Source organism: Type-F symbiont of Plautia stali (genome assembly GCF_059731105.1).
This window is the reverse complement of record NZ_AP035909.1, coordinates 2,202,520-2,226,077: the sequence shown is the minus strand read 5'-3', so window position 1 is coordinate 2,226,077 and position 23,558 is coordinate 2,202,520. Positions and strand designations below refer to the sequence as shown.

Here is a 23,558-nt window from a genome sequence, read left to right as displayed (position 1 = left end):
GCTTAAAAGCCGGGCGCCAGCGCGCCCGGCCGGGTGAGATTACAGACCGAGCAGGCCGATCCAGTAACCAAAAATACCGATGGCAAAGAAGCCGACGATAATCCACAGCGCGTTGACCTTACGGCGCAACAGCCACATACAGCCGAAGGTCAGCAGCAGCGGCACGATGCCTGGCATCAGCTGATCGAGGATCGACTGCACCGTGGTGACGGTGGTCTTACCGGTGGAGTCGGTGATACGCGACACCACCAGCGGGATGTTGACGTGCGTCCACTTGTTTACCAGCGCGCCCATCACAAACAGGCCCAGAATTGAGGCGCCCTCCGTGAGTTTCTGCAGGAATCCGCCGCCCATATCGCTGACGATATCGATCCCTTTGCGATAGCCATACGCCACGCCGTAGTAGCGGGTCAGCAGGCGCGCCAGGTTAAACAGCACAAAGAACAGCAAGGGGCCCAGCAGGCTGCCGCTCATCGCGATGCCGGCACCCAGCGCGGCAAACACCGGACGCACGGTGCCCCAGAAGATCGGGTCGCCGACACCGGCCAGCGGGCCCATCAGACCGACTTTCAGGCCGTTGATGGCACCGTCGTCGATAGGCGCGCCGTTGGCACGCTGCTCCTCCATCGCCATGGTAACGCCGAGCACCGGCGCGGCCACATAAGGGTGGGTATTGAAGAACTCCAGATGGCGCTTGATTGCCTGCCTGCGCTCATCATTATTCTCCGGATAGAGACGGCGGATCACCGGCACCATTGAGAAGCAGAAGCCCAGCGCCTGCATACGTTCAAAGTTCCACGATCCCTGAAACAGGTTCGAGCGCATAAAGACAGCGCGGACGTCACCGGGTGTCAGTTTCTTTTCGACTTTCGTAATATCAACCATGTGATCACCTGTTCCTTAATCGAGTTCGTTATCAAGATCGTTCGCGGTCGCCGGGCCGGAAGGGGCCCCCGCTACACGGTTGTATTTCGGGCTGAGCTGAATGTAGAGCACCGCCATCACCACGCCAATGACCCCCAGCGCCACCAGGTTAAAGTTGGTAAAGGCCGCGGTGACAAAGCCGAGATAGAAGAAGGGCATCAGGTAGCCCGCGCGCATCATGTTGATGACCATCGCGTAACCGACCACCACAATCATGCCGCCCGCGATATTCAGACCATTGGTGACCACTTCAGGGATTGAACTGAGCAGGGCGTGAACCGCACTGGTGCCGACGGAGATCGCCACAATCAGCGCCGGAATAGCGATACGCATCGCCTGCAGCAGCAGGGCAGAGACATGGATCCAGGAGATAGCGGTGAGGTTGCCTTTCTCTGCGGCTTTGTCCGCGGCATGCTGGAAGGCGACGGTCAGGGTTCGCACGATGATGGTCAGCACCTGTCCGGCTGCGGCCAGCGGGATGGCCAGCGCGATACCGGCTCCCACACTCTGACCGCCTGCGATAACCAGAATGGTGGAGATGATGGAGGCGAGAGCAGCATCGGGGGCCACGGCGGCACCGATGTTCATCCAGCCCAGCGCAATCATCTCCAGCGTCCCGCCGATGATAATGCCGGTTTTCATATCTCCCAGCACGATACCAATCAGGGTACAGGCCACCAGCGGACGGTGAAACTGGAACTCATCCAGAATCGACCCCATGCCGGCAATACAGGCAACAATAAAAATCAGAATAATTTGTAGCGAGGTTATTTCCATCATACTTCTTGTCCTCAGCAGGATAGCGAAAATGAGCCCGGAAACGCAGGCGCAGCAGCTCTTCTGTTACGCGTTTACTTTCGCAATCAGATCCATCATTTTCAGTTTCTGATCGCTGGAAACCTTACGCACTTCCAGTTCAATATTGCGTTCATTCAGTTTGCGGAAGGCGGCGATATCTTTTTCATCCACCGAAACCGCATTGTTGACCTGGGTTTTTCCCTGACGGAACGCCATCCCGCCGATGTTGACGGTCCTGATATCGACACCCTGTTCCACCACGCGCAGAACGTCGGTGGGGTTGGTAAACAGCAGCATCACCCGATCCTGACCATACTTTGGGTTATTCCACACCCGAACCATCTTATCGACATCGACCACATGCGCCGTCACGCCGGGCGGCGCGACCTGCGTCAGCAGGGTTTTGCGGACGTGATCCTTTGCCACCTCATCGCTGACCACAATAATGCGCTGAACGTTTGTCTCTTTGGTCCAGCGCGTCGCGACCTGGCCGTGGATCAGGCGATCATCGATACGTGCCAGCCCGATCTTCATATGGTCGCCGGGAGCCATCGGCTTAGCCGGTTGCGCGGGCGCAGCCGGTTTCACGGCGGCGGGCGCGGGCACCTCCTCTTTGGCTTTCAGCGCTTTAACGCCTTCACGGCCGGTCTCAACCGCCACCGCCACCAGCTCGTCGAGCGTCGGGTTGTCATCGCGCGCCATCAGCGTTTCGACCAGCATCGGGATATTGACACCGGCGATGACCTCATACTGCGGTTTATCCACCACGATACGGCTGGCCGCATTAAACGGACTGCCACCCCAGGTATCGACTAAAAAGAGTACCCCCTGCGTCGTATCCAGTTTTGCCAGCTGCGTTTCATATTTTTCGATCAGTGTTTCTGCATTTTCACCCGGCACAAAGTCTATCCAGCCGACGTTCTCCTGCTCACCTAACAGCATTTCTGCCGTTTTAAGCAGTTGTTCCGCTGCCCAGCCGTGAGTACCAATTACAATCGCAATGGTCACGTGCTACCTCCGTTCACTAAAGAAGCTCATCTGAGTAAATGGCCCTGTCAGAATCGTTTCGGTTATTTTTAACAGGGTGCTGGCGATGACTGGCTGAGCGCCAGAAATCATCGGTTCACACCGTTAAGGCGGTTAGGTCGCGATTTATTTTAGTGATCGAAAAAATAAATTTTGTGACATTGGTCAGTTATTTACCCCACGGCAGAACGAGTGAATCGTTTTATGCATACGATCAACCTCATTGCAGATTGTAAAAATAAGAAAATTTTTTGACGCCATTTACCGACCTGATACATTAGCCTTCTGTTTATTACTCAGGAGTGTCGGGCTTCAGCCCACCTTTATGGATCGTCACCGACGTCGCTTAATCTGTTCTTTGCGCCTGCTGGCGCGTCACCTTTCGCCTGACGGCGTTTTCTCTGTTTTCCCGACGACCCGGATGTCACGCCTCGCTGCGCCGACAGACACCGGCTTACTCTTTTCCCTGTTCAGGAGTCATAAATAATGGAATTTTTATTCGACCCCTCAATCTGGGCGGGTTTACTGACGCTTGTCGTACTGGAAATCGTCCTGGGCATCGACAACCTGGTGTTTATTGCCATTCTGGCCGACAAACTGCCGCCGAAGCAGCGTGATAAAGCGCGCCTGATCGGCCTGTCGCTGGCGCTGGTGATGCGTCTGGGTCTGCTCTCGCTGATCTCCTGGATGGTTACGCTCACCACGCCGCTCTTCAGCGTCGGCGGTTTCAGCTTTGCCGGTCGTGATTTAATCCTGCTGGCCGGGGGCCTGTTCCTGCTGTTCAAAGCGACCATGGAGCTACACGAAAGGCTGGAGAACCGTCAGCTCGAGGGCGGCGGGAACCGCGGTTATGCCAGTTTCTGGGCCGTGGTGACACAGATTGTGGTACTGGACGCGGTCTTCTCACTGGATGCCGTTATCACCGCCGTGGGTATGGTGAACCACCTGCCGGTAATGATGACCGCCGTGGTGATTGCGATGGGTGTGATGCTGCTGGCGTCCAAGCCATTAACCAACTTCGTTAACGCGCATCCGACGGTGGTGGTGCTCTGCCTGAGCTTCCTGCTGATGATCGGTCTGTCGCTGGTGGCAGAAGGCTTTGGTTTCCATATTCCGAAAGGCTACCTCTATGCGGCGATTGGCTTCTCAATCCTGATTGAGCTGTTCAACCAGATTGCGCGCCGGAACTTTATCCGCCATCAGTCAAACCGGCCGATGCGTGAGCGCACCGCAGAGGCGATTCTGCGCCTGATGGGCGGTCGCAACCGCGCGCAGACGGCGAGCAGCAGCAATGCAGGCAGCAGCGAAGAGTCTGCGCTGGCCGAGGCGATGCCGCAGGAAGCTTTTAAAGATGAAGAGCGCTTCATGATTAATGGCGTACTGACGCTGGCGTCCCGCTCCATCCGCAGCATCATGACGCCGCGCGGCGAGATCTCCTGGGTCGATGCGAACCGTCCGCTGGATGAGATTCGCGATCAGCTGCTGGATACGCCTCACAGCCTCTTCCCGGTCTGCCGGGGCGAGCTGGATGAAATTATCGGTGTGGTGCGGGCGAAAGAGCTGCTGGTGGCGCTGGAGCATGGCGTGGATGTGGCGACGTTTGCAGCGAATACGCCTACCATCGTGGTGCCTGAAACGCTGGACCCGATTAACCTGCTTGGCGTGCTGCGTCGTGCACGTGGCAGCTTCGTCATCGTCACCAATGAGTTTGGCGTCGTGCAGGGGCTGATTACGCCGCTGGACGTGCTGGAAGCGATTGCGGGTGAATTCCCGGATGAAGATGAAACGCCGGAGATCGTGGCTGATGGGGATGGCTGGTTAGTGAAGGGCGGCACCGATCTGCACTCGCTGCAGCAGCTGCTCGACTTCCATGAACTGGTCGATCCGACCGAAGATCACGCCTCGCTGGCGGGTCTGCTGATTGCGCAGAAAGGGCAGTTGCCGCTTCCGGGCGACGTGATCGATATCAGCCCGCTGCACTTTCAGATTATCGAAGCGACCGACTACCGTATCGATCTGGTGCGCGTTACCAAAGATAAGCCACACGATGAGGATGAAGAGGCGTAACGCTTTTCGATGCGCGGTCCGTTACTGAGGCCGCGCTGACTCTCTCCGACAGCCGCTGCCTGACCGCCGCGGCTGTTTTTTTATCGGTGGCGGCAAAGCGCCAGGGCACATCGCTTCCGACGCGTCCGGTTATGAGGGCTGCCGCACCTCCAGCCGGTGCTGCGTCAGCCAGGCCGGAAAGTCCTCCAGCGGCATCGGGCGGGCGAAATAATAGCCCTGCAGATGATCCACCCCGCGTTCGCACAGGTAGGCGGCCTGCTCAGCCGTTTCTACTCCCTCGGCCACCAGGCTGATGTTCAGGCGCTGCGCCAGGGAAATCACCATATCCGTCACCGTCGCGTTGATCGCGTCCGTGCCGATGGCCGCCGTAAATATCTTGTCGATCTTCAGCACGTCAGGCTGCAAATCCTTCAGATAGGAGAGTGAGCTGTGACCGGTGCCGAAGTCGTCAATCGCCAGCCGCACGCCGATCTCGTGCAGTTGCGCAATCACCGACTGATCGACCACCGGCAGGGCATCCCGCTCGGTCAGCTCGACCACCAGTTTCGGCACCGGATTGGCGGGCCACCAGAGGTTCTGCAGATCCTGCAGGATGGCACGGTCCCGGAAATGGCTGGCAGCGACATTGATAGCGATATGGAAGTCGCGGTCATCCGGTAGCTGGGGTAACTGCCTGACCACCTCATTCAGCACAAAGCGGGTCAGCGGCTTAATCAGGTTCTGACGTTCGGCCAGCGGGATGAACACATCCGGTGCAATCCAGCCCTGGCGGGGGTTATGCCAGCGCAGCAGCAGCTCAATGCCGTCGCACTCGCCGCTGCTGCTGTTGATCAGCGGCTGACAGTAGACCATAAACTCATTAGCCGTGATGCCATAACTGATTTGCCAGCTCAGGCTCATCCGGTTTGCGGTCGCCAGCCAGACAATGTAGCCCATCAGCAGACTGAGCAGCAGCGCCAGCGGCAGTTGTGAGGGCAGGGTTGCCAGCGCCAGTCGGGTCGGTGAGGGACCATAGAGCGTCAGAGTAAAGGGGTAACGCAGCGAGCCCTGCTCATAGCTCACCTCATCTTCCGAGGGTACGGTCGGCTCAATAAGGGGATTACCATACTCCAGACTCTGGCCGTTAACGTTGAACACGGCACGTTCCACCCAGGGCAGCTGCGGTTCGAGCACATAGTTGCTCATCATCTCGATGTTAATCACCTGCAGAATCCCGGCGCGGTTATCGAGGCTTCTGGGGGTCCACAGCAGCAGAACCGGCGAGCCTTTCAGCAGGTATTGGTCGGTGGACAGGGTCATGCGCTGGTTATTAAAAGCTAAATCGGGGTAGGTCTGGCTGAAGGGGATGGCGCGAGGCCCGTAAATACTGGAGCAGTAGATGCTGTCGTTATCTACCAGCAGAATCGCCCGGACGGTCTGCAGGGAAGAGATTTTTTCAATCAGCGGAAAGCGAACGTCCTGACAGGGGACGCCGACCAGACCCAGCGTGTTATTGGCGGATACCTCCAGCGGCGAGAACATCCGGTCAAAGCGCATAATCGCTTTGTCGGCAAAATCCATTGCCTGCTGCTCAATACGTGACTTCTCTTCGATATAGCGAAAGGCCAGCGTGAGTATCAGCACTACGGTGGCGATTGACAGTGCAATAAGCAAACGCTTTCGTCTGAATTGTCCAACAAATTGCTGGGCCATATACATCAGTATCCACCTTCCCTAAAGCCAGAAAAAAGCAAAAAATATCGGGGTTAATATCGGCACGGCCCCATTAATATTGAGGCCGGAATGCAGAAAAGCGGGTCTGGATAGCTGCTCAGGCCGGACGGCTGCGCGGAAAATACTCTACCGTGTAAACCTGCGCTGAGATAGCGCAGGATGCGGATTTGATTACGTTTGCACGTTATTTGAACGTTTATACGTTTCGCTTAATCACACTGTACTTTAATGGCCAGACCGCCGCGGGAGGTTTCACGATACTTGGCATTCATGTCCTTGCCGGTTTCATACATCGTCTCGATAACCTTATCCAGAGAGACGCGCGGCTCACTGGTGCGGCGCAGGGCCATACGCGCGGCGTTAATCGCTTTGACAGAGGCGATAGCATTACGCTCAATGCAGGGCACCTGCACCTGTCCGGCGACCGGGTCACAGGTCAGACCCAGGTTATGCTCCATGCCGATCTCAGCCGCTACGCAGACCTGCTCCGGGCTGCCGCCCAGTAGCTCTGCCAGCCCGGCCGCCGCCATGGAGCAGGCAACGCCGACTTCACCCTGGCAGCCCACTTCTGCGCCCGAGATGGACGCGTTCATCTTATAGAGCACGCCAATCGCCCCCGAGGCGAGAAAATATCGCAGGAAGATATCGGGCGTTACGGGTTCGATAAAGTGATCATAGTAGGCGAGCACCGCAGGCACGATACCGCAGGCACCGTTCGTCGGGGCGGTCACCACCCGGCCGCCCGCCGCGTTCTCTTCATTGACGGCCAGCGCAAACATATTGATCCAGTCGATCACAATCATCGGGTCGCTGGAGTGTTTGGTTGAGGAGGTGAGCAGGCGACGCAGCGACGCGGCGCGGCGTGGCACACGCAGAGGACCGGGCAGGACGCCCTCGGTATTCAGACCGCGATCGATACAGGCCTGCATCGTCTGCCAGATCGTAGCGAAGTAGGCATGGATCTCGTCGCGGCTGTGCAGCGCCAGCTCATTTTTCATCACCAGACCGGAGAGTGACAGGCCGGTTTCACGGCAGTGCGCCAGCAGATCTTTGGCAGAGTGGAATGGCCATGGAACCGAGACCTCATCCAGCGCCGACTGGCCGAAATGCTCTTCATCAACAATGAACCCGCCACCCACGGAATAGTAGGTTTTTGACAGGATCAGCAGGTCGCCGGCAAAGGCCAGCAGGCGCAGGCCATTTTCATGCAGCGAGAGATTCTCACTGCGAAATACCATGCCGCCTTCGCGCGGGAAGTCGACTTCGTGTGCCCCTTTCGCCACCAGCAGTCGCTCACGCTGCTCAACGTCTTTGATAAAGGCGGGGATCGCATCAATATCGACGGTGTCCGGCGATTCGCCCGCCAGACCCATAATGATGGCGATGTCGGTGTGGTGACCCTTGCCGGTCAGCGACAGGGAACCGTAGACATCCACAGCGATCCGGGTGACCTCCTGCAGCTTTCCCTGTTCGCACAGCAAGTCCACAAACTGTTTACCCGCTTTCATCGGGCCGACAGTATGCGAACTCGAGGGGCCGATGCCCACTTTGAACATGTCGAAAACACTAATCACAGGTGACACTCCTCACAATTATTCTCACTCTGCCGGGGCAGTTTATGGCGCTAATAGTAATGGTCATGCACCGGAAAAGAGCAGCTTTTCGCATGAAATAAACTTATCAAAACCGATAGAAAATATTATAGCGGGGCCCGGCAGGGAGTTGACGGGCTTCCGGGAGAATGGTGCGGGAAAAAGGGGGTCAGAAAGCGATCTGCGTGCTCAGTGCGCGGATAATTCCGGCGGTCATCCCCCACACCAGATAATCCTGATAGCGTGACAGCCAGACCGGGTGCCGGACACCGGCCCGGTGAACCTCCAGCGAACTGTAGCGGCTGAGCTGTAACGCCTCAGCCAGCGGCATCTCAAAGGCGCTGTGCACCTCATCCGGGTTGAGGGTTAAACGCAGATTGGCCGGAATAATCCCCAGCACCGGCGTCACCTGAAAACCGGTACTGCTGGTCACCGCAGGCAGCGAACCGAGTATCTCGACCTGCTGCGGTTCGATGCCCACTTCTTCATGGGCCTCGCGGAGTGCTGTGGCGATCAGCGAAGCGTCGTCGTCATCCTGCATTCCGCCGGGAAAGGCGACCTGTCCGGCATGTTTGCGCAGGGCGTGCGAGCGCTGCGTCAGCAACAGGCCCGGCTCAGGCCGCGCCACGATGGGCACGAGGACTGCCGCGTGCCGGCCAGAGAGGCGCTGCGTCGTGCGCGCCGGCTGCTGCAACAGAAAACGGCAGCGAAAAGTCTCAAGCGTCAGAGCCAACTGAACCTCCCGATTGTTCCAGTGCCGGTAAGATCCGGCTCACTTTGTCCAGCGTCTCCTGATATTCCGCGTGCGGATCGCTGTCTGCCACCAGGCCGCCACCGGCTGCACAGTAGAGCTGCTGGCCCTCAGCAATCAGGGTGCGAATGGTGATGCTGCTATCCATCCGCCCACAGAGGCTGAGATAGCCAATGCTGCCGCACCAGGCGTTGCGCCGCTGGGGCTCCAGCTCATCGATGATCTCCATGGCCCGGATCTTGGGCGCGCCGGTAATCGAGCCTCCCGGAAAACAGGCCCGCAGCAGGTCGGTGGCCTGCAGAGGGTCGGGCAGCCGCGCACGAACCGTACTCACCAGATGATGCACGGCGGGGAAGGGTTCCACCTCAAACAGTGCCGGCACGGTAACGGAGCCGGGCTGCGCCACGCGGCCAATGTCATTGCGCAGTAAGTCGACGATCATCAGGTTCTCGGCCCGATCTTTCTCCGCATGGCGCAGCGCCTCCGCCTGCTGCGCATCCGCTATCGGGTCCGCGCAGCGTGGCCGGGTTCCCTTAATCGGGCGGGTTTCGATCTGCCGGTTATTCAGCGAGAGGAAACGCTCCGGCGACAGGCTGAGGATGGCACTCTCCGGCAGGCGAAGAAAAGCGCTGAACGGCGCACGGTTAGCGTCATTCAGCTGACAGAACGCCTGCCACTCATCTCCCTGATAAGCCGCCTGGAAACGCTGTGCCAGATTAACCTGGTAGCAGTCTCCGGCCTGGATATAGTCCTGAACCGCCGCGAAGCGGGCGGCATAGTCGGCGTAGCTCAGATTAGAACGCCAGCCGCTGGTCAGTGAAAAGGGCAGCGCCTCACGCGCGGGCCACTGTGTCAGCCAGGCGAGCCGCGCCTGCGCCGCCTCCAGCGCCACCAGGGTCAGGGTCTGCTGATGGTGATCGGCAATCAGCGCCCAGTCATAGATCCCTACGGCCATATCGGGCGTGATGAGGTCCGCCTCGGCCCTGGCGGGCAGCGTTTCAAACCGGCGGCCCAGGTCGTAGCCAAACAGACCCAGCGCGCCGCCCTGAAACGGCAGCGTCTCACTGGCGGCAGGCGTCACGCCCAGCGCATCGCACTGCTGCTGCACCAGCAGCAGAGGGTCGGCGGCCGATTCACGGGTGCCGCTGCGATCGCTGATTGAGGTGATCGCCCCGCGGGTCACCAGGGTGGCGCGGGGATTAGCCGTCAGAATATCAAAGCGGTTATCGCTGTGGCTGGCCTGGGCGGAGGAGAGCAGCATCGCCCAGGGCAGATGAGCAATGGGGGCAAAACGCCGGGTCAGCGCATCCGGGGTATAATCAAGCGTGAGGGTTTCAACAATCATCGGGCAGAAAAATCAGCAAGCAAAGAGGCGGTCAGACTGACATATTTTTTCCTGACTGGCACCTGTTAGTTCCGCGTGGGATACTGTCTGACCCAATACAGGAGTAAAACATGTTTACAGGATTACCGGCGCTCTCTCATGAGCAGCAGCAGCAGGCCGTCGAGCGTATTCAGGAGTTGATGGCAGGGGGTTTATCGAGTGGTCAGGCTATCGCCCAGGTGGCGCAGGAGATCCGGCAGACTCACTCGGGCGAACAGATCCGGGCGCTATTCGACGACGAAGATGACGAAAACGAAGAAGAATAACGCCCGCTCTGCTTAACGTGCAGCGATAATTTTTATCTCAATTTTGTACTTTGGATTTAACAGCCCGGCCTGAACCGTACAGCGCACCGGTGCATTACCGGGAGAGACCCAGGCGTCCCAGGCGCGGTTCATGGCAGGGAAATCAGCCTTATCCACCAGAAACAGCGTGGCATCAAGAATTTTGCTCTTGTCACTGCCGAGACGCGTCAGCATCGCATCAATCACCGCCAGCGCATTGGCCGTCTGCGCTTCGGCGTCGGCGTCCAGGTTTTCCGGTACGCTGGTGTAGTAGATCGTGTCATTGTGGATCACGGCTTCGGACATGCGGTGTTCCGGGTCAATACGGGTAATACTCATCGGCTTCTCCCTGAATAAAGTGGCAGGTAGCCTGCCATATTCCCCGCATCGCTGTCACCCCTCACAGGCAGCGCTTAACAATCGCCTGCCTGTCTGCCATCACCTGAGGTGCCATCCGGAAGGTGGTAAAATATTTGACCTCTGCCCCTCGCCCGTGAGGCGAGACATCCGCAAAGATAGAATCCTCCCAGGTAAAGACGCTGATCGCACTGCCGCCGGGCCGGGTATGGGTCGTGTCATCGCGGGCAACCACGCTGGTCGTGGACCAGCCGCGATAAATGCAGTCGCTGAGTTGAGGAACGGTGCGGGTGCTCTGGCCCTGAAAGAGGGGTTCCTGCAGACGCGCCTGATCGGGGGTGGGGGCCTGACAGCTGCAGAGCAGCAGCACGCCAGTCAGAGAGCCGATGCGGAAAGTATTCATAGCAATCCTCCGCCTGAGTCAGGCAGTCGGGTTAAGGCCATCTGCTTAACGCAGCCGGAAGACATCGTTAAGCCAGTCTCAGCACGTCAGCTTACGGTTGCCACATCCCAACGGTAAGCCGATTTAATCATTATAATCCGGGCGGTTATTTCCTGCTGTTATCCTCTGTATTTGCTGACTGCGTCACAGGCTTTAGCGGACAGGCGGGGACGGAATGCGGCAGCGGCCGGCTGGCGAGGCGCGGGAATGCAGGACAGGCCAGGCGTAAAAATGGTATAAATCAGCGAAATATCGCGCCACAGGATGAGGATGAGCACATGGCGAATACGCAGTATCTGTTTTGGGTGATGGCGGGCGCACTGACGCTGCTGTTTATTGTAATTTCGGCCTTTGTCGGTCTCTCTAAAGGCAGTAAGCAGGGTTTTATCACCTTTGCTCTGCTGTTTATTGCCATGCTGGCGGGCGCGTTTTATATCCGGCACTAGCACAGCGCGGCGTCACCTCGCGATCGTTTTCAATCTGTTACAACGATCTTACGCCTGGCTCACAGTTCACAAGGAAACTCAGCGGCCTCCGGCGCCGGTTAACTATGCTCAGATCAAATAGCAGTGCTGCTATTTATCACCGGAGGTAATTATGTCTGAACGTCCAGATTACGATGAGCCATTGCCAGATGATGCTGAGATCTACCCGGAAGATGAAGAAGAAGATGAGGAAGACGATCCGACCGTAAGAGATGTCTGACACCGGTCGCCCCTCTGCTAACACCGCAAAACCGCCTGTGCGCCGTTTTGCGGTTCTTTATTTCCGCAGCAGATTCATATGCGATGAAAATAGCGTTCAATCCCTGCTTAAATAATCCTGCGCACGCACAACGTTAATGAAACCCGCCTCTTTTCCGTCGCACTGGGTTATTTCCTCTCCGTTTCTTCCCCGCATTCACGGACACCGCGAATTAAACGTTCAGTGGATGTGACTTTATGCCGCAGGGGAAGCGCTAACAGCACGTTCAGGAGAACACGCACGCTGTCGGAGAACTGACCATTCCTGTATAACTTATTGATAAGCCTCCGTTTTGCTTTGTCTGTGCAATACTGACATAATTACAGTGTTTTTGCCGTTCTTAGTGAGGGTATGTGGCAGACGATTTTGCAGTGGATGGCGCGCTGGCGCTGGGTATCCCGGGTTTTAAGCCGCGGGAAGCACAACGCGAGATGGCGCAGGCGGTCTCTGAAGCCGTAAAAGGGCAGGGTGAACTGGTCGTCGAAGCCGGTACCGGTACCGGTAAAACTTACGCTTATCTGGCACCCGCCCTACGGGCCAATAAAAAAGTGATTGTCTCGACCGGATCCAAAGCGCTGCAGGATCAGCTCTATGGGCGCGATCTGCCCACCATGGTCAGGGCGCTGAAGTTTAAAGGCAAAACCGCGCTGCTGAAAGGCCGCTCTAACTACCTCTGTCTGGAACGCATGGAACAGCAGTCGATGGCGGGTGGCGATCTCACCGCGCAGGCGCTCACCGATCTGGTGACGCTGCGCAGCTGGTCATCGCAGACCGAAGATGGCGACATCAGCAGCTGCGCGGGCGTGACCGAAGACAGCCCGGTCTGGCCACTGGTCACCAGCACCAACGATAACTGCCTGGGCACCGACTGCCCGCGTTACAAAGAGTGCTTTGTGGTGAAGGCGCGAAAGCGCGCCATGGACGCGGATGTGGTGGTGGTGAACCACCATCTTTTTCTCGCCGACCTGGTGGTTAAAGAGGGCGGTTTTGGGGAACTGATCCCTGAAGCGGATGTGATGATCTTTGACGAAGCCCATCAGTTGCCCGACATCGCCAGCCAGTACTTTGGCCAGCAGCTCTCCAGCCGTCAGTTGCTCGACCTCGCCAAAGATATCATCATCGCCTACCGCACCGAGGTGCGCGATGCCCAGCAGCTGCAGAAATCCGCTGACCGTCTGGCGCAGTGCGCGCAGGACTTTCGCCTGTCACTGGGCGATCCCGGCTATCGCGGGAATCTGCGTGAGCTGCTGAGTGACAACGCCATTCTGCGGATGTTTACGCTGCTGGATGATGCACTCGAACTCTGTTACGACGTCATCAAGCTCTCTCTGGGACGTTCAGCCCTGCTGGATGCCGCTTTTGAGCGCGCCGCGCTCTATCGTACCCGGCTGAAACGGCTGCGGGCCATCAACGAGCCGGGCTACAGCTACTGGTATGAATGTACCTCACGTCACTTTATCCTGGCGCTGACGCCGCTCTCCGTCGCGGAGCGTTTTCGTGAAGTGATGGATAACCGTAAAGCCGCGTGGATCTTTACCTCAGCCACCCTGGCAGTGGATGAGAAGATGGCGCACTTCTCGGAACGGCTGGGTGTCAATGCGGCAAAAAGCCTGATCCTCAACAGCCCGTTCGACTTTGCGAAGCAGGCGCTGCTCTGCGTGCCGCGCAATCTGCCGGAGCCTAACCGTCCGGGGGGCGCCCGCCAGCTGGCCGCGATGATGAAGCCGCTGATTGATGCCAACAAAGGTCGCTGCTTCTTCCTCTGTACCTCACACCTGATGATGCGTGAGCTGGCGGCCGAATTTCGCGCCTCCATGACGCTGCCGGTGCTGGTGCAGGGTGAAACCAGCAAAGGCCAGTTGCTGCAGCAGTTTATTGAGAAGGGGAATGCGCTGCTGGTCGCGACCAGCAGTTTCTGGGAAGGGGTGGATGTGCGCGGGGATGCCCTGTCGCTGGTGATCATCGACAAACTGCCTTTCACCTCACCGGAAGATCCGCTGCTGAAAGCCCGGATGGAAGATTGCCGGATTCGCGGCGGCGATCCCTTTGCGGATGTGCAGTTGCCGGACGCGGTGATCACCCTGAAGCAGGGCGTGGGACGGTTAATCCGTGACACCGACGATCGCGGCGTGCTGGTGATTTGCGATCAACGGCTGGTGTCACGCCCTTACGGCGCGCTGTTCCTGAACAGTCTGCCGCCGACGCCGCGCACCCGGGACATCCGTCGCGCCATCGCCTTTATCCGCCAGCAACCCGAACCAGACGCATAATTCTGTGCTAAGATGCGCGCCGTTTTCTTTCTTCTGAGGTAGTCATGTCAGCCCGAATTTTAGCGCTGGATACGGCGACAGAAGCCTGTTCAGCCGCCTTGCTGAATCAGCAACAGATCGATGCCCGATTCGAAATCGCCCCGCGCGATCACACCCAGCGTATTTTGCCGCTGGTCGAAGAGCTCCTGCTCGCCGGTCAGCTGGAACTGACCGATCTGGATGCGCTGGCCTTTGGGCGCGGCCCCGGCAGCTTTACCGGCGTCCGTATCGGTATTGGTATTGCGCAGGGCCTGGCACTGGGCGCAGCCCTGCCGATGATCGCGGTCTCGACGCTGGCGACGATGGCGGAAGGGGCGTGGCGTCTGCACGGCGCCCGTCGCGTACTGACCGCTATTGATGCGCGAATGGGTGAAGTCTACTGGGCAGAGTATCAGCGGGATGAGCAGGGGCGCTGGCAGGGTGAAGCCAGCGAAAGCGTGCTGACGCCCGAGGCGGCGGTGGCAAGAATGCAGGCGCTTACCGGTGAGTGGATGACCGCCGGCACCGGCTGGGAAGCCTTCCCGGCATTGCAGCAGGGGCACGCACTGACGCTGACCGCCAGTGAGGTGACCCTGCCTGCCGCACAGGATATGCTGCCGCTGGCGATGCTGGCGCTGGCGGACGGAGATACCCTACTGCCGAAAACGGCGGAGCCGACCTACCTGCGCAATGAAGTTGCCTGGAAAAAGTTACCTGGCCGCTAAGTCGCACGCAACTTATTGTTATGCGTCCAGTCTAAGACTTTACCTAACGGGAGAGCGTCTATGTCGTCAATGTGTGGTAAAGGGCTTTCAGGTCTGCTGCTGACCTGTGTGCTGGTGTTAACGGGTTGTGTCTCTATTCCTGACACGCTGCAGGGCAGTTCCCCTCAGCCTCAGCAGGATCTGCTGCGGGTGATGAATGACCCTGCTATCTATGTCGGCCAGGAGTCGCGTTTTGGCGGTAAGGTGGTGAACGTCACCAACCTGAACGGCAAAACCCGTCTGGAGATTGCGGCACAGCCGCTGGATGAGAGCGCCAGACCGCGTCTGGGCGCGGCGTCAGTCGGCCGGATCTATGCTGACATCCACGGTTTTGTTGACCCGGTGGATGTCAGAAATCAGTACGTCACGGTGCTGGGCACGCTGAAAGGCACGGAGCAGGGCAAAATCGGCGAGGCAGATTACAAATTTGCCGTCATCGATGTGCGTGGTTATCAGCGCTGGCGTCTCGCCCAGCAGGTGACCGCCCCGCCACAGCCGATGGACCCCTGGATCTGGTACGGTCCGACCCGCCATCGCGGGGGATACTGGGGACCCAATCCCTACTGGGGCATGGTTAACAGTGGCCCGACCGAGGTGCAGACCATACTGACCGAGTAACATTAAGACCTGCTATTCAGCCCGGTCGCGGTGCTCGCTGCCGGGCTTTTTATTTGTCTGTTTTCACAGCACGAAATTTAGTGATGGACTTCGCAACCTCAACATGCCGAAACAGGCAAACTGGTACAATCAGTTAAAATATTGTTAACAAACCAGATTGGCTGAGGCGGCGATGGAAATACAACATAATTATCGGGGTGGATCCTTGAATAAGGTTTGGCTGAAACGCTACCCGGCAGATGTGCCTGCCGAAATAAGTGCAGATCGTTATACCTCGCTGGTCGATCTGTTTGAGCAGGCCGCAAAACGCTACGCCGATCAACCCGCGTTCCTGAACATGGGTCAGAAAATGAGTTATCGCCAGCTGGAGGAGAAGAGCCGCGCCTTTGCCGCTTATCTCCAGCATGAACTGGGCCTGAAAGCGGGTGACCGGGTGGCGTTAATGATGCCTAACCTGCTCCAGTATCCGGTGGCCCTGTTTGGCGTGCTGCGCGCGGGAATGGTGGTGGTCAATGTCAATCCGCTCTACACGCCGCGAGAGCTGAAACATCAGCTTAACGACAGCGGCGCCAGCGCCATCGTTATCGTCTCCAACTTCGCGCACACGCTGGAAAAGGTGGTGGGGGAAACCGCGGTCCGTCACGTCATCCTGACCCGGATGGGCGACCAGCTCGCCCCCATTAAGGCGACGCTGGTGAATTTCGTCGTCAAGTATGTCAAAAAGCTGGTGCCGAAATACCATCTGCCGGGCGCTATCTCATTCCGTCAGGTTCTGGACGTGGGGGCGACGCTCAATTATCGCCGTCCGACCGTGTCGAATGACGATCTCGCCTTCCTGCAATATACCGGCGGCACCACCGGGGTGGCCAAAGGGGCGATGCTGACGCATCGCAACATGCAGGCGAATCTCGAGCAGACGAAAGCGACCTACGGCAAACTGCTGCGTGACGGCAAAGAGTGCGTCGTCACCGCGCTGCCGCTCTATCACATCTTTGCATTAACGGTGAACGGGCTGCTTTTCCTTGAGCTGGGCGGCCAGAACCTGCTGATCACCAATCCGCGCGATATTCCTGGCTTCGTTAAAGAGCTGAGCAGGTTTCCGTTTACCGCCATCACCGGGGTCAACACGCTGTTTAATGCGCTGCTGAACGATGAGCAGTTTACGAAACTCGATTTCTCCACGCTGCGGCTTTCCGCGGGCGGGGGGATGGCGGTGCAGAAAGTCGTGGCTGAACGCTGGGAAAAGCTGACCGGGCACTATCTGCTGGAAGGCTACGGCCTGACGGAGTGTTCGCCGCTGGTTTCGGTCAATCCCTACGACATCAGCTGTCATACCGGCAGCATCGGCCTGCCGGTGCCCTCGACCGATGTGCTGATCCTGGATGAAGCGGGAAATGAAGTGGCACCAGGCGAGCCGGGTGAGCTCTGCATCAGCGGCCCGCAGGTGATGCTGGGTTACTGGCAGCATCCGGAAGCGACGGCGGAAGTCCTGAAAAATGGCTGGCTCCATAGCGGTGATATTGTTACCGTTGATCAGGAAGGCTTTATTCGCATCGTCGACCGTAAAAAAGATATGATTCTGGTGTCAGGCTTTAATGTCTATCCGAATGAAATCGAAGATGTGCTGATGCAGCACCCGAAAGTGCGCGAAGCCGCGGCCATCGGGGTTCCCAGCGATCTTTCCGGTGAGGCGGTCAAAGTCTGCATCGTGAAAAAAGAGGCGTCGCTGACGAAGGAGGAGGTGCTCGATCACTGTCGCCGTCAGCTGACCGGCTACAAGGTACCCAAAATCATTGAGTTTCGTGATGAGCTTCCCAAGACCAACGTTGGCAAGATCCTGCGGCGCGAGCTGCGTGATGAGGTGAAATCCGGCACCCGCTGAATCCGGATAAGAATTGAGGTTGAACGCCGGCATGTCCGGCGTTTTTATTGTTTTTAACATGGAGCGCCGCGCGGAGTCTGCTGCGGTGGAAATCAGACGTGAACTATTCCCTTATCGACCAGGATGATCAACTGGCAGACGTGTGCCAGAAAGCGCGCCAGCACGCGGCGGTGGCACTGGATACCGAGTTTGTGCGTACCCGCACTTATTACCCTCAGCTTGGCCTGATCCAGCTGTATGACGACGAACAACTGGTGCTGATAGACCCGCTCAACATCCGCGACTGGTCACCCTTTGTGGCGCTGCTGACCGACACCGCCGTAACCAAATTCCTGCATGCGGGCGGCGAAGATCTGGAGGTGTTCCTGCACCGTTTTGGCGTGCTGCCGACTCCGATGATCGACACCCAGATTCTGGCGGCCTTCTCCGGCCAGCCACTCTCCTGGGGCTTCGCCGCGATGGTGGCGCACTTCACCCAGGTTGAACTCGATAAAAGCGAATCACGCACCGACTGGTTAGCCCGCCCGCTGACGGAGCGCCAGTGTGTCTATGCGGCAGCCGACGTTCACTACCTGCTGCCGATTGCCCGTCAGCTGATGGTCAATACGGAAGAGGCGGGCAACATGGCCGCCGCACTCAGCGAGTGCGATAACCTCTGTCAGCGCCGTCTGGACAGTCTGGCCCCGGAAGAGGCCTGGCGCGATATCACCAACGCCTGGCAACTGCGTCCGCGTCAGCTGGCGGCGCTGCAGCGCCTGGCGGCCTGGCGTCTGACGCTGGCGCGTGAAAAGGATATGGCGGTTAACTTTGTGGTGCGCGAAGAAAACCTGTGGAAGGTGGCGCGCTTTATGCCGGGCTCGCTGGGTGAACTCGATCATCTGGGGCTGTCAGGACACGAAATTCGTTTTCACGGCAAAACGCTGGTCGCGCTGGTGGCGGAAGCGGCGGCACTGGAGGAGAGTGAATTACCGGCTCCGCTGGGAAATCTGATCGACCATCCGAATTACAAATCGGTCTTCAAAGCGATGAAGGCGCTGGTGCAGCAGGTCAGTGAGCAGAGTGGCTTCAGTCAGGAGTTGCTGGCGTCACGCCGTCAGATTAATCAGGTGCTGAGTCAGCACTGGGGCATTAAGCCGCAGGGGCGTCCACCGGAGTTACTGACCGGATGGCGGGGCGAACTGCTGAAACCCGGCATCGATGAGATCCTGGCGGGTTGCTGACCGGATAAATTTCCCCTGCCACTGCGCAGGGGAAATTCAGGCGGCGGTCAGAATCATTTAGTCGCGTCTTCCGTCTCCGGAAGCGTCACGTTCAGCTCCAGAATCGAGATATCATCACCTTTCTGATCGAGCTGTACCGTGACCATCTCTGGATCGATCTTCACATATTTGCAAATCACTTCCAGAATGTCGCGCTTAAGTTGCGGAAGATAGTGGGGCTCACTGTCGCCCCTTCTCCGTTCTGCCACGATAATCTGCAGCCTTTCCTTGGCTATGTTGGCAGTGTTCTTCTTCCGGGATAAAAAGAAATCAAGTAATGCCATGGTTTATCCCCCGAACAGGCGTTTCAGGAAACCCTTCTTCTCTTCTTCAATAAAGCGGAAGGGGCGTACTTCACCGAGCAACCGTTCAACGGTATCGGCATAGGCTTTGCCAGCATCAGATTCACCGTCCAGAATCACCGGTTCGCCCTGGTTGGAGGCACGTAATACCGACTGATCTTCCGGGATGACGCCGACCAGAGGAATGCGCAGGATTTCCAGCACATCTTCCATGCTCAGCATATCGCCACGGCTGACGCGACCCGGGTTGTAGCGGGTCAGCAGCAGGTGCTCTTTTACCGGCTCCTGACTGTTTTCTGCGCGACGGGATTTAGAGGAGATGATGCCGAGGATACGGTCGGAGTCACGGACTGAAGAGACTTCCGGGTTGGTGGTGATGATGGCTTCATCGGCAAAATAGAGCGCCATCAGGGCGCCGGTTTCAATCCCTGCCGGTGAGTCGCAGACGATGAAATCGAACTCCATCGCGGCCAGATCGTTCAGGACTTTTTCAACGCCTTCACGGGTCAGCGCATCTTTGTCGCGAGTCTGTGACGCAGGCAGAATGTAGAGCTGCTCGGTGCGTTTGTCGCGGATCAGCGCCTGGTTCAGGGTGGCATCGCCCTGGATGACGTTGACGAAATCGTAGACCACACGGCGCTCACAGCCCATGATCAAATCCAGATTACGCAGACCGATATCGAAGTCGATCACGACCGTTTTCTTGCCTTTCTGCGCTAAACCGGTGGCGATGGCCGCGCTTGACGTGGTCTTACCAACGCCCCCTTTACCGGATGTAACTACAATAATGCGTGCCATAAATGTTGATTTCCTTAACAAAAGAAAAGGGGCCTAATTAAGTGTCTGGATAGTCAGCGCGCCATCCTGCAGGCACAGGCGCGCAGCTTTACCAAAAAATTCTTGCGGGATCTGATCCATGATCCAGTACTCCCCGGCAATCGAAACCAGCTCAGCGGCCAGGTTAGTACAGAATATCTGGCAGTTGCGGTCACCGCTGGCACCCGCCAGGGCGCGACCGCGCATCATGCCGTAAATGTGAATATTGCCATCAGCAACCAGTTCGGCACCGGCGCTGACGCTGCTGGTGATGATCAAATCGGCATCACGTGCATAAATCTGCTGGCCTGAGCGCACCGGGGTGTTCACGATGCGCGTTTTCGCGGCCATTGCTTCCGCGGCCACCGGCTGCGGTTCAGGCACAGCGGCAGGGGCTTGCGCCTGCGGCCTGGCCTCTTTACCCTCTGCCAGCACCGGCAAACCGGCACGGGCGATCATGCGTTTCAGCGCCTCATCCTTGCAGCCGCTTACGCCAACAATGCGTAAGCCGGTGGCAAGAATCGCCTGCTGCAACTGCTTCCAGTTAACATCGGCACTCAGGGTGGCAACGTTAAGCACCACCGGGGCGTTTTTCAGGAAGTCCGGAGCCTGGTCAATCTTGTCCTGAAGTGCCTTGCGAATCACCGCCGGGTCATGGTGATGCAAATGGACGACAGACAGGGTGAAACTGCTACCTTTGAATTCGATTGGCGTTTGCGACATCTGTCCCGACTCAGTCCTGTTTTCACTACCGTCAGCCAGGCGATGATAAAATCGTCACTGAAGCGCTAACGGTGAATATTCGAAGTTCTGCAAGCATGTTATAGTTACAGCTATATTCAGACAAGCCTCAACCCCGGTTAATTCGAGTAAAAAATATGTTTTGTGTGATCTACAGAAGCCCGTTACGTGACCAGACTTATCTCTATGTTGAAAAAAAGGACGATTTCTCCCGCGTGCCGGAGGAATTGCTGAAAGGGTTTGGCAAGCCGCAGCTGGCGATGGTGCTAAAGCTGGCGGGGCGCGACAGGCTGGCAAATGCGGATATCAATAAAGTTAAGCAGGGATTGAGCGAGCAGGGCTATTATTTGCAGATTCCACCGCCGATCGAAAGTCTGCTGAAAATTCATTTAGAGGCCGATAAAAAAGTTTAACTCGGATTCTTCTGTAAATATAAATCCTGCCGTCGCGATTTTGTCAGGATAATATTGCTCTGAGGCTGCGCAGAATTAACGGCGCAGCTTATCTGTTTTCACTCTCATTAAATTTCCTGCCCGGTTTTTTGTCCTTATTTGTACGATTATTCAGCACTTCGGCGGTGCTGTTTACGCTTTTTGACAAATTCCGCACCCCGGACCGTTAAAAGGATCTTATTATCTCGCCATGAGGCTGGCAGATCGACCAGCGCAAAAGCAAACATCAACCCGCCAGCAGTGCTGGCATCACACTAACCTGAACAGGGGATGAGCATGTATCAGCATCGTAACTGGCAAGGCGCTCTGTTAGATTTTCCGGTCAGCAAAGTGGTTTGCGTCGGCAGTAATTACGCAAAACACATCAAAGAGATGGGGAGCGCCACCCCGACAGAACCGGTGATCTTCATCAAGCCGGAAACGGCGCTCTGTGATCTGCGTCAGCCGCTCTCTATCCCGGATGCGTTTGGTGAAGTGCATCATGAAGTTGAACTGGCCGTGCTGATTGGCGCAACCCTGAAACAGGCAACCGAAGAGCATGTGGCGAAGGCCATCGCAGGCTATGGTGTGGCGCTGGATTTGACGCTGCGTGACCTGCAGGCCGGGCTGAAAAAAGCGGGCCAGCCGTGGGAAAAATCGAAAGGCTTCGACAATGCCTGCCCCATCTCCGGTTTTATCCCGGTCGCGGAGTTCAGTGACGATCCGCAGAATGTGGAGCTTAAGCTGCTGGTGAATGGTGAAGTGCGTCAGCAGGGCAGCACGGCCGATATGATTCATAAAATTCTGCCGCTGATTGCCCACATGAGTCGCTACTTCACGCTGCGCGCCGGCGATGTGATTCTGACCGGTACGCCGGAAGGGGTGGGTCCGATGCGCGCAGGCGATCAGCTCGAAGTCTCTCTGGCGGGGCATGGGATCAGCACGCGCGTGCTCTAAAGACTTGCATCACCACCGCATAGGCTTTATAAGGTGCGGTTTAGGCACACTGCGGACAATCATCATGACTGACACCCCTTTCTGGCAACATAAACGCCTGGCACAAATGAGCGATGAGGAATGGGAATCCTTATGTGATGGATGCGGCCAGTGCTGCCTGAATAAGTTGCAGGACGCCGACACGGATGAGATCTATTTCACTAACGTCGCCTGCAACCAGCTCAATATCAAAACCTGCCAGTGCCGCAACTATGAGCGCCGCTTCGAGTTAGAAGAGGATTGCATCAAGCTGACGCGTGAAAACCTGACCACCTTCAACTGGCTGCCGCGCACCTGCGCCTACCGGTTGCTGGGCGAGGGCAAGGGCTTACCGGCCTGGCATCCGCTGCGCGCCGGTTCGAAAGCGCAGATGCACGCACAGCGTATTTCGGTGCGCTACATTGCGGTTCGCGAGAGTGAAGTGCGGGACTGGGAAGATCACATCATCGATCGGCCCGATCGCAACGGCTGAGTGCCGCTGTCCCGGACAGGATGTAAAAAAGGCTGCCACGGGCAGCCTTTTTTCTGTTCAGCGACCAAACAGGTCGCGCCGTTTTGCTTTAAAAGGCTGGGCAATCAGCACCAGCACCGCCACCAGCAGATAAGCGGCAAATACCCCAATCATCCATTGCGGCATACTGAGCGTCAGAAAGGTCCAGCTGCGCTCGGCGCAGTCACCGCTGGCGAGAAACACCGACGGCAGCCACTTATCCAGTGGCAGACCGCTGGGGAAGCGGGCGGCAAAGTCACAGGTGGTAAAGGGGTTAGGGTGCAGCTGAATCATGGTGTGTTCCCAGGAGAGACGCAGACCTTCCCAGGCACTGTAGATCCATAACGCCAGCGCCGCCAGACGCAACGGCGATTTTGGCGCAATCGCGCCGACCAGACCCGCGCCCATCACACCAAACAGCGCGTTGCGCTCGTAGATACACATGACGCAGGGCTTCAGGCCCATCACATGCTGAAACCATAATGCCGTGAGCTCCAGCGCCAGCGCAGTCAGTGCCAGTAATAACCAGGCTCCGCGGCCCCGGGAACAGTGATTCAGATATCGCAACATATTGCATTCCCTGTAAACGTTAATGCCACGCAGTGTAAACCAAAAGCGGGGGCAAACCAGCCCGGGCCAGGGAAAAATCGTATCCAGACATGACCTCAGACTGATCCAGAACAGGTTATGTGAAAATAAGCCGCGTGTTTTGCGATTATGGGGCGTCTGGCATTTTGCTGCGCAATCAGCTTTACTCCGTTAGCCCCCAGGAGCACGGGAGAGGCAACCTGAAATATGCGCTGCGCCCGGTTTTAATGGTTGCGCAGGCTATATCCGCTATAGGGCGTCTGGTATGATGAGTGCCCATCACGATTAGAAAAGCAACGAG

The 23,558-nt window shown here is 57.4% G+C and carries 24 protein-coding genes; 11 read left to right on the top strand and 13 right to left on the bottom strand.

Going from position 1 to position 23,558, the window contains the following annotated elements:
- Positions 1-39 precede the first annotated feature (39 nt).
- From AC6I7A_RS10530 to manX, 3 genes are all read right to left on the bottom strand, one after another.
- Positions 40-885 (bottom strand): PTS mannose transporter subunit IID, encoded by an 846-nt coding sequence (locus AC6I7A_RS10530; protein ID WP_009089819.1) that lies wholly within the window; start codon positions 883-885, stop codon positions 40-42.
- Between the two features lie 15 nt (positions 886-900).
- Positions 901-1,701, bottom strand: a complete 801-nt coding sequence (locus AC6I7A_RS10525; protein ID WP_009089820.1) for a PTS mannose/fructose/sorbose transporter subunit IIC — start codon at positions 1,699-1,701, stop codon at positions 901-903.
- A gap of 66 nt (positions 1,702-1,767) precedes the next feature.
- Positions 1,768-2,730: a PTS mannose transporter subunit IIAB gene (gene manX / locus AC6I7A_RS10520; protein ID WP_058957302.1), complete on the bottom strand. Its 963-nt coding sequence runs from the start codon at positions 2,728-2,730 to the stop codon at positions 1,768-1,770.
- Positions 2,731-3,234: 504 nt separating this feature from the next.
- Between manX and AC6I7A_RS10515 the strand changes: the two genes are divergently transcribed.
- On the top strand, positions 3,235-4,815 hold the full coding sequence (locus AC6I7A_RS10515; protein ID WP_046101951.1) for a TerC family protein: 1,581 nt from the start codon (positions 3,235-3,237) through the stop codon (positions 4,813-4,815).
- A 129-nt stretch (positions 4,816-4,944) separates the two neighbouring features.
- Here AC6I7A_RS10515 and pdeD read toward each other — a convergent pair whose 3' ends face one another.
- The 4 genes from pdeD to pabB form a co-directional block, all read right to left on the bottom strand.
- A complete protein-coding gene (gene pdeD / locus AC6I7A_RS10510; protein WP_058957301.1) occupies positions 4,945-6,513 on the bottom strand; it encodes a cyclic di-3',5'-guanosine monophosphate phosphodiesterase PdeD in 1,569 nt (522 codons plus the stop codon).
- 224 nt (positions 6,514-6,737) lie between these two features.
- Positions 6,738-8,102: an L-serine ammonia-lyase gene (locus AC6I7A_RS10505; RefSeq protein ID WP_046101949.1), complete on the bottom strand. Its 1,365-nt coding sequence runs from the start codon at positions 8,100-8,102 to the stop codon at positions 6,738-6,740.
- A gap of 187 nt (positions 8,103-8,289) precedes the next feature.
- A complete protein-coding gene (locus tag AC6I7A_RS10500) occupies positions 8,290-8,853 on the bottom strand; it encodes a CoA pyrophosphatase (RefSeq protein WP_058957300.1) in 564 nt (187 codons plus the stop codon).
- Complete coding sequence (gene pabB / locus AC6I7A_RS10495; RefSeq protein WP_046101947.1) at positions 8,837-10,216, bottom strand: aminodeoxychorismate synthase component 1; 1,380 nt, start codon at positions 10,214-10,216, stop codon at positions 8,837-8,839. The genes AC6I7A_RS10500 and pabB overlap by 17 nt, the downstream gene beginning before the upstream one ends.
- Positions 10,217-10,326: 110 nt before the next feature.
- Between pabB and AC6I7A_RS10490 the strand changes: the two genes are divergently transcribed.
- Positions 10,327-10,521 carry a YoaH family protein gene (locus AC6I7A_RS10490; RefSeq protein WP_009089830.1) on the top strand — a complete coding sequence of 65 codons (195 nt, stop codon included), beginning with the start codon at positions 10,327-10,329 and terminating at the stop codon, positions 10,519-10,521.
- A 12-nt stretch (positions 10,522-10,533) separates the two neighbouring features.
- On the opposite strand, the gene AC6I7A_RS10485 is transcribed toward AC6I7A_RS10490, so the two are convergent.
- The gene (locus AC6I7A_RS10485) at positions 10,534-10,878 is read right to left on the bottom strand and encodes a RidA family protein (protein WP_009089831.1); all 345 of its coding nucleotides are present in this window, start codon (positions 10,876-10,878) and stop codon (positions 10,534-10,536) included.
- 61 nt (positions 10,879-10,939) lie between these two features.
- Positions 10,940-11,299, bottom strand: a complete 360-nt coding sequence (locus AC6I7A_RS10480; RefSeq protein WP_009089833.1) for a hypothetical protein — start codon at positions 11,297-11,299, stop codon at positions 10,940-10,942.
- A 317-nt stretch (positions 11,300-11,616) separates the two neighbouring features.
- Here AC6I7A_RS10480 and AC6I7A_RS10475 point away from each other — a divergent pair, with 317 nt between their 5' ends.
- The 6 genes from AC6I7A_RS10475 (at position 11,617) to rnd (ending at position 18,854) form a co-directional block, all read left to right on the top strand.
- The gene (locus AC6I7A_RS10475; RefSeq protein ID WP_009089835.1) at positions 11,617-11,784 is read left to right on the top strand and encodes a hypothetical protein; all 168 of its coding nucleotides are present in this window, start codon (positions 11,617-11,619) and stop codon (positions 11,782-11,784) included.
- Positions 11,785-12,435: 651 nt separating this feature from the next.
- A complete protein-coding gene (gene yoaA, locus AC6I7A_RS10470) occupies positions 12,436-14,352 on the top strand; it encodes a DNA repair helicase YoaA (RefSeq protein WP_058957299.1) in 1,917 nt (638 codons plus the stop codon).
- A gap of 44 nt (positions 14,353-14,396) precedes the next feature.
- Positions 14,397-15,095, top strand: coding sequence for a tRNA (adenosine(37)-N6)-threonylcarbamoyltransferase complex dimerization subunit type 1 TsaB (gene tsaB / locus AC6I7A_RS10465; RefSeq protein ID WP_058957298.1), 699 nt, complete (start codon positions 14,397-14,399; stop codon positions 15,093-15,095).
- A 60-nt stretch (positions 15,096-15,155) separates the two neighbouring features.
- Positions 15,156-15,752, top strand: coding sequence for a Slp family lipoprotein (locus AC6I7A_RS10460; RefSeq protein ID WP_033736224.1), 597 nt, complete (start codon positions 15,156-15,158; stop codon positions 15,750-15,752).
- Between the two features lie 205 nt (positions 15,753-15,957).
- Positions 15,958-17,634, top strand: coding sequence for a long-chain-fatty-acid--CoA ligase FadD (gene fadD, locus AC6I7A_RS10455; RefSeq protein WP_140028620.1), 1,677 nt, complete (start codon positions 15,958-15,960; stop codon positions 17,632-17,634).
- A 98-nt stretch (positions 17,635-17,732) separates the two neighbouring features.
- Positions 17,733-18,854, top strand: coding sequence for a ribonuclease D (gene rnd / locus AC6I7A_RS10450; protein ID WP_058957296.1), 1,122 nt, complete (start codon positions 17,733-17,735; stop codon positions 18,852-18,854).
- A 53-nt stretch (positions 18,855-18,907) separates the two neighbouring features.
- On the opposite strand, the gene minE is transcribed toward rnd, so the two are convergent.
- Genes minE through minC form a run of 3 tightly spaced genes read right to left on the bottom strand, consistent with a single transcriptional unit; the run spans position 18,908 to position 20,734 of the window.
- Complete coding sequence (gene minE / locus AC6I7A_RS10445) at positions 18,908-19,177, bottom strand: cell division topological specificity factor MinE (RefSeq protein ID WP_009089844.1); 270 nt, start codon at positions 19,175-19,177, stop codon at positions 18,908-18,910.
- Positions 19,178-19,180: 3 nt separating this feature from the next.
- Complete coding sequence (gene minD, locus AC6I7A_RS10440) at positions 19,181-19,993, bottom strand: septum site-determining protein MinD (protein WP_046101942.1); 813 nt, start codon at positions 19,991-19,993, stop codon at positions 19,181-19,183.
- 33 nt (positions 19,994-20,026) lie between these two features.
- Entirely contained in the window at positions 20,027-20,734 is a 708-nt protein-coding gene (gene minC / locus AC6I7A_RS10435) for a septum site-determining protein MinC (RefSeq protein WP_058957295.1), read from the bottom strand.
- A 155-nt stretch (positions 20,735-20,889) separates the two neighbouring features.
- Between minC and AC6I7A_RS10430 the strand changes: the two genes are divergently transcribed.
- From AC6I7A_RS10430 to ycgN, 3 genes are all read left to right on the top strand, one after another.
- Positions 20,890-21,165, top strand: a complete 276-nt coding sequence (locus AC6I7A_RS10430; RefSeq protein WP_009089851.1) for a YcgL domain-containing protein — start codon at positions 20,890-20,892, stop codon at positions 21,163-21,165.
- A gap of 315 nt (positions 21,166-21,480) precedes the next feature.
- Complete coding sequence (locus tag AC6I7A_RS10425; RefSeq protein WP_058957294.1) at positions 21,481-22,140, top strand: fumarylacetoacetate hydrolase family protein; 660 nt, start codon at positions 21,481-21,483, stop codon at positions 22,138-22,140.
- Between the two features lie 64 nt (positions 22,141-22,204).
- On the top strand, positions 22,205-22,651 hold the full coding sequence (ycgN, locus tag AC6I7A_RS10420) for a cysteine cluster protein YcgN (RefSeq protein ID WP_009089856.1): 447 nt from the start codon (positions 22,205-22,207) through the stop codon (positions 22,649-22,651).
- Between the two features lie 57 nt (positions 22,652-22,708).
- Here ycgN and dsbB read toward each other — a convergent pair whose 3' ends face one another.
- A complete protein-coding gene (gene dsbB, locus AC6I7A_RS10415; RefSeq protein ID WP_009089859.1) occupies positions 22,709-23,239 on the bottom strand; it encodes a disulfide bond formation protein DsbB in 531 nt (176 codons plus the stop codon).
- Positions 23,240-23,558 lie beyond the last annotated feature (319 nt).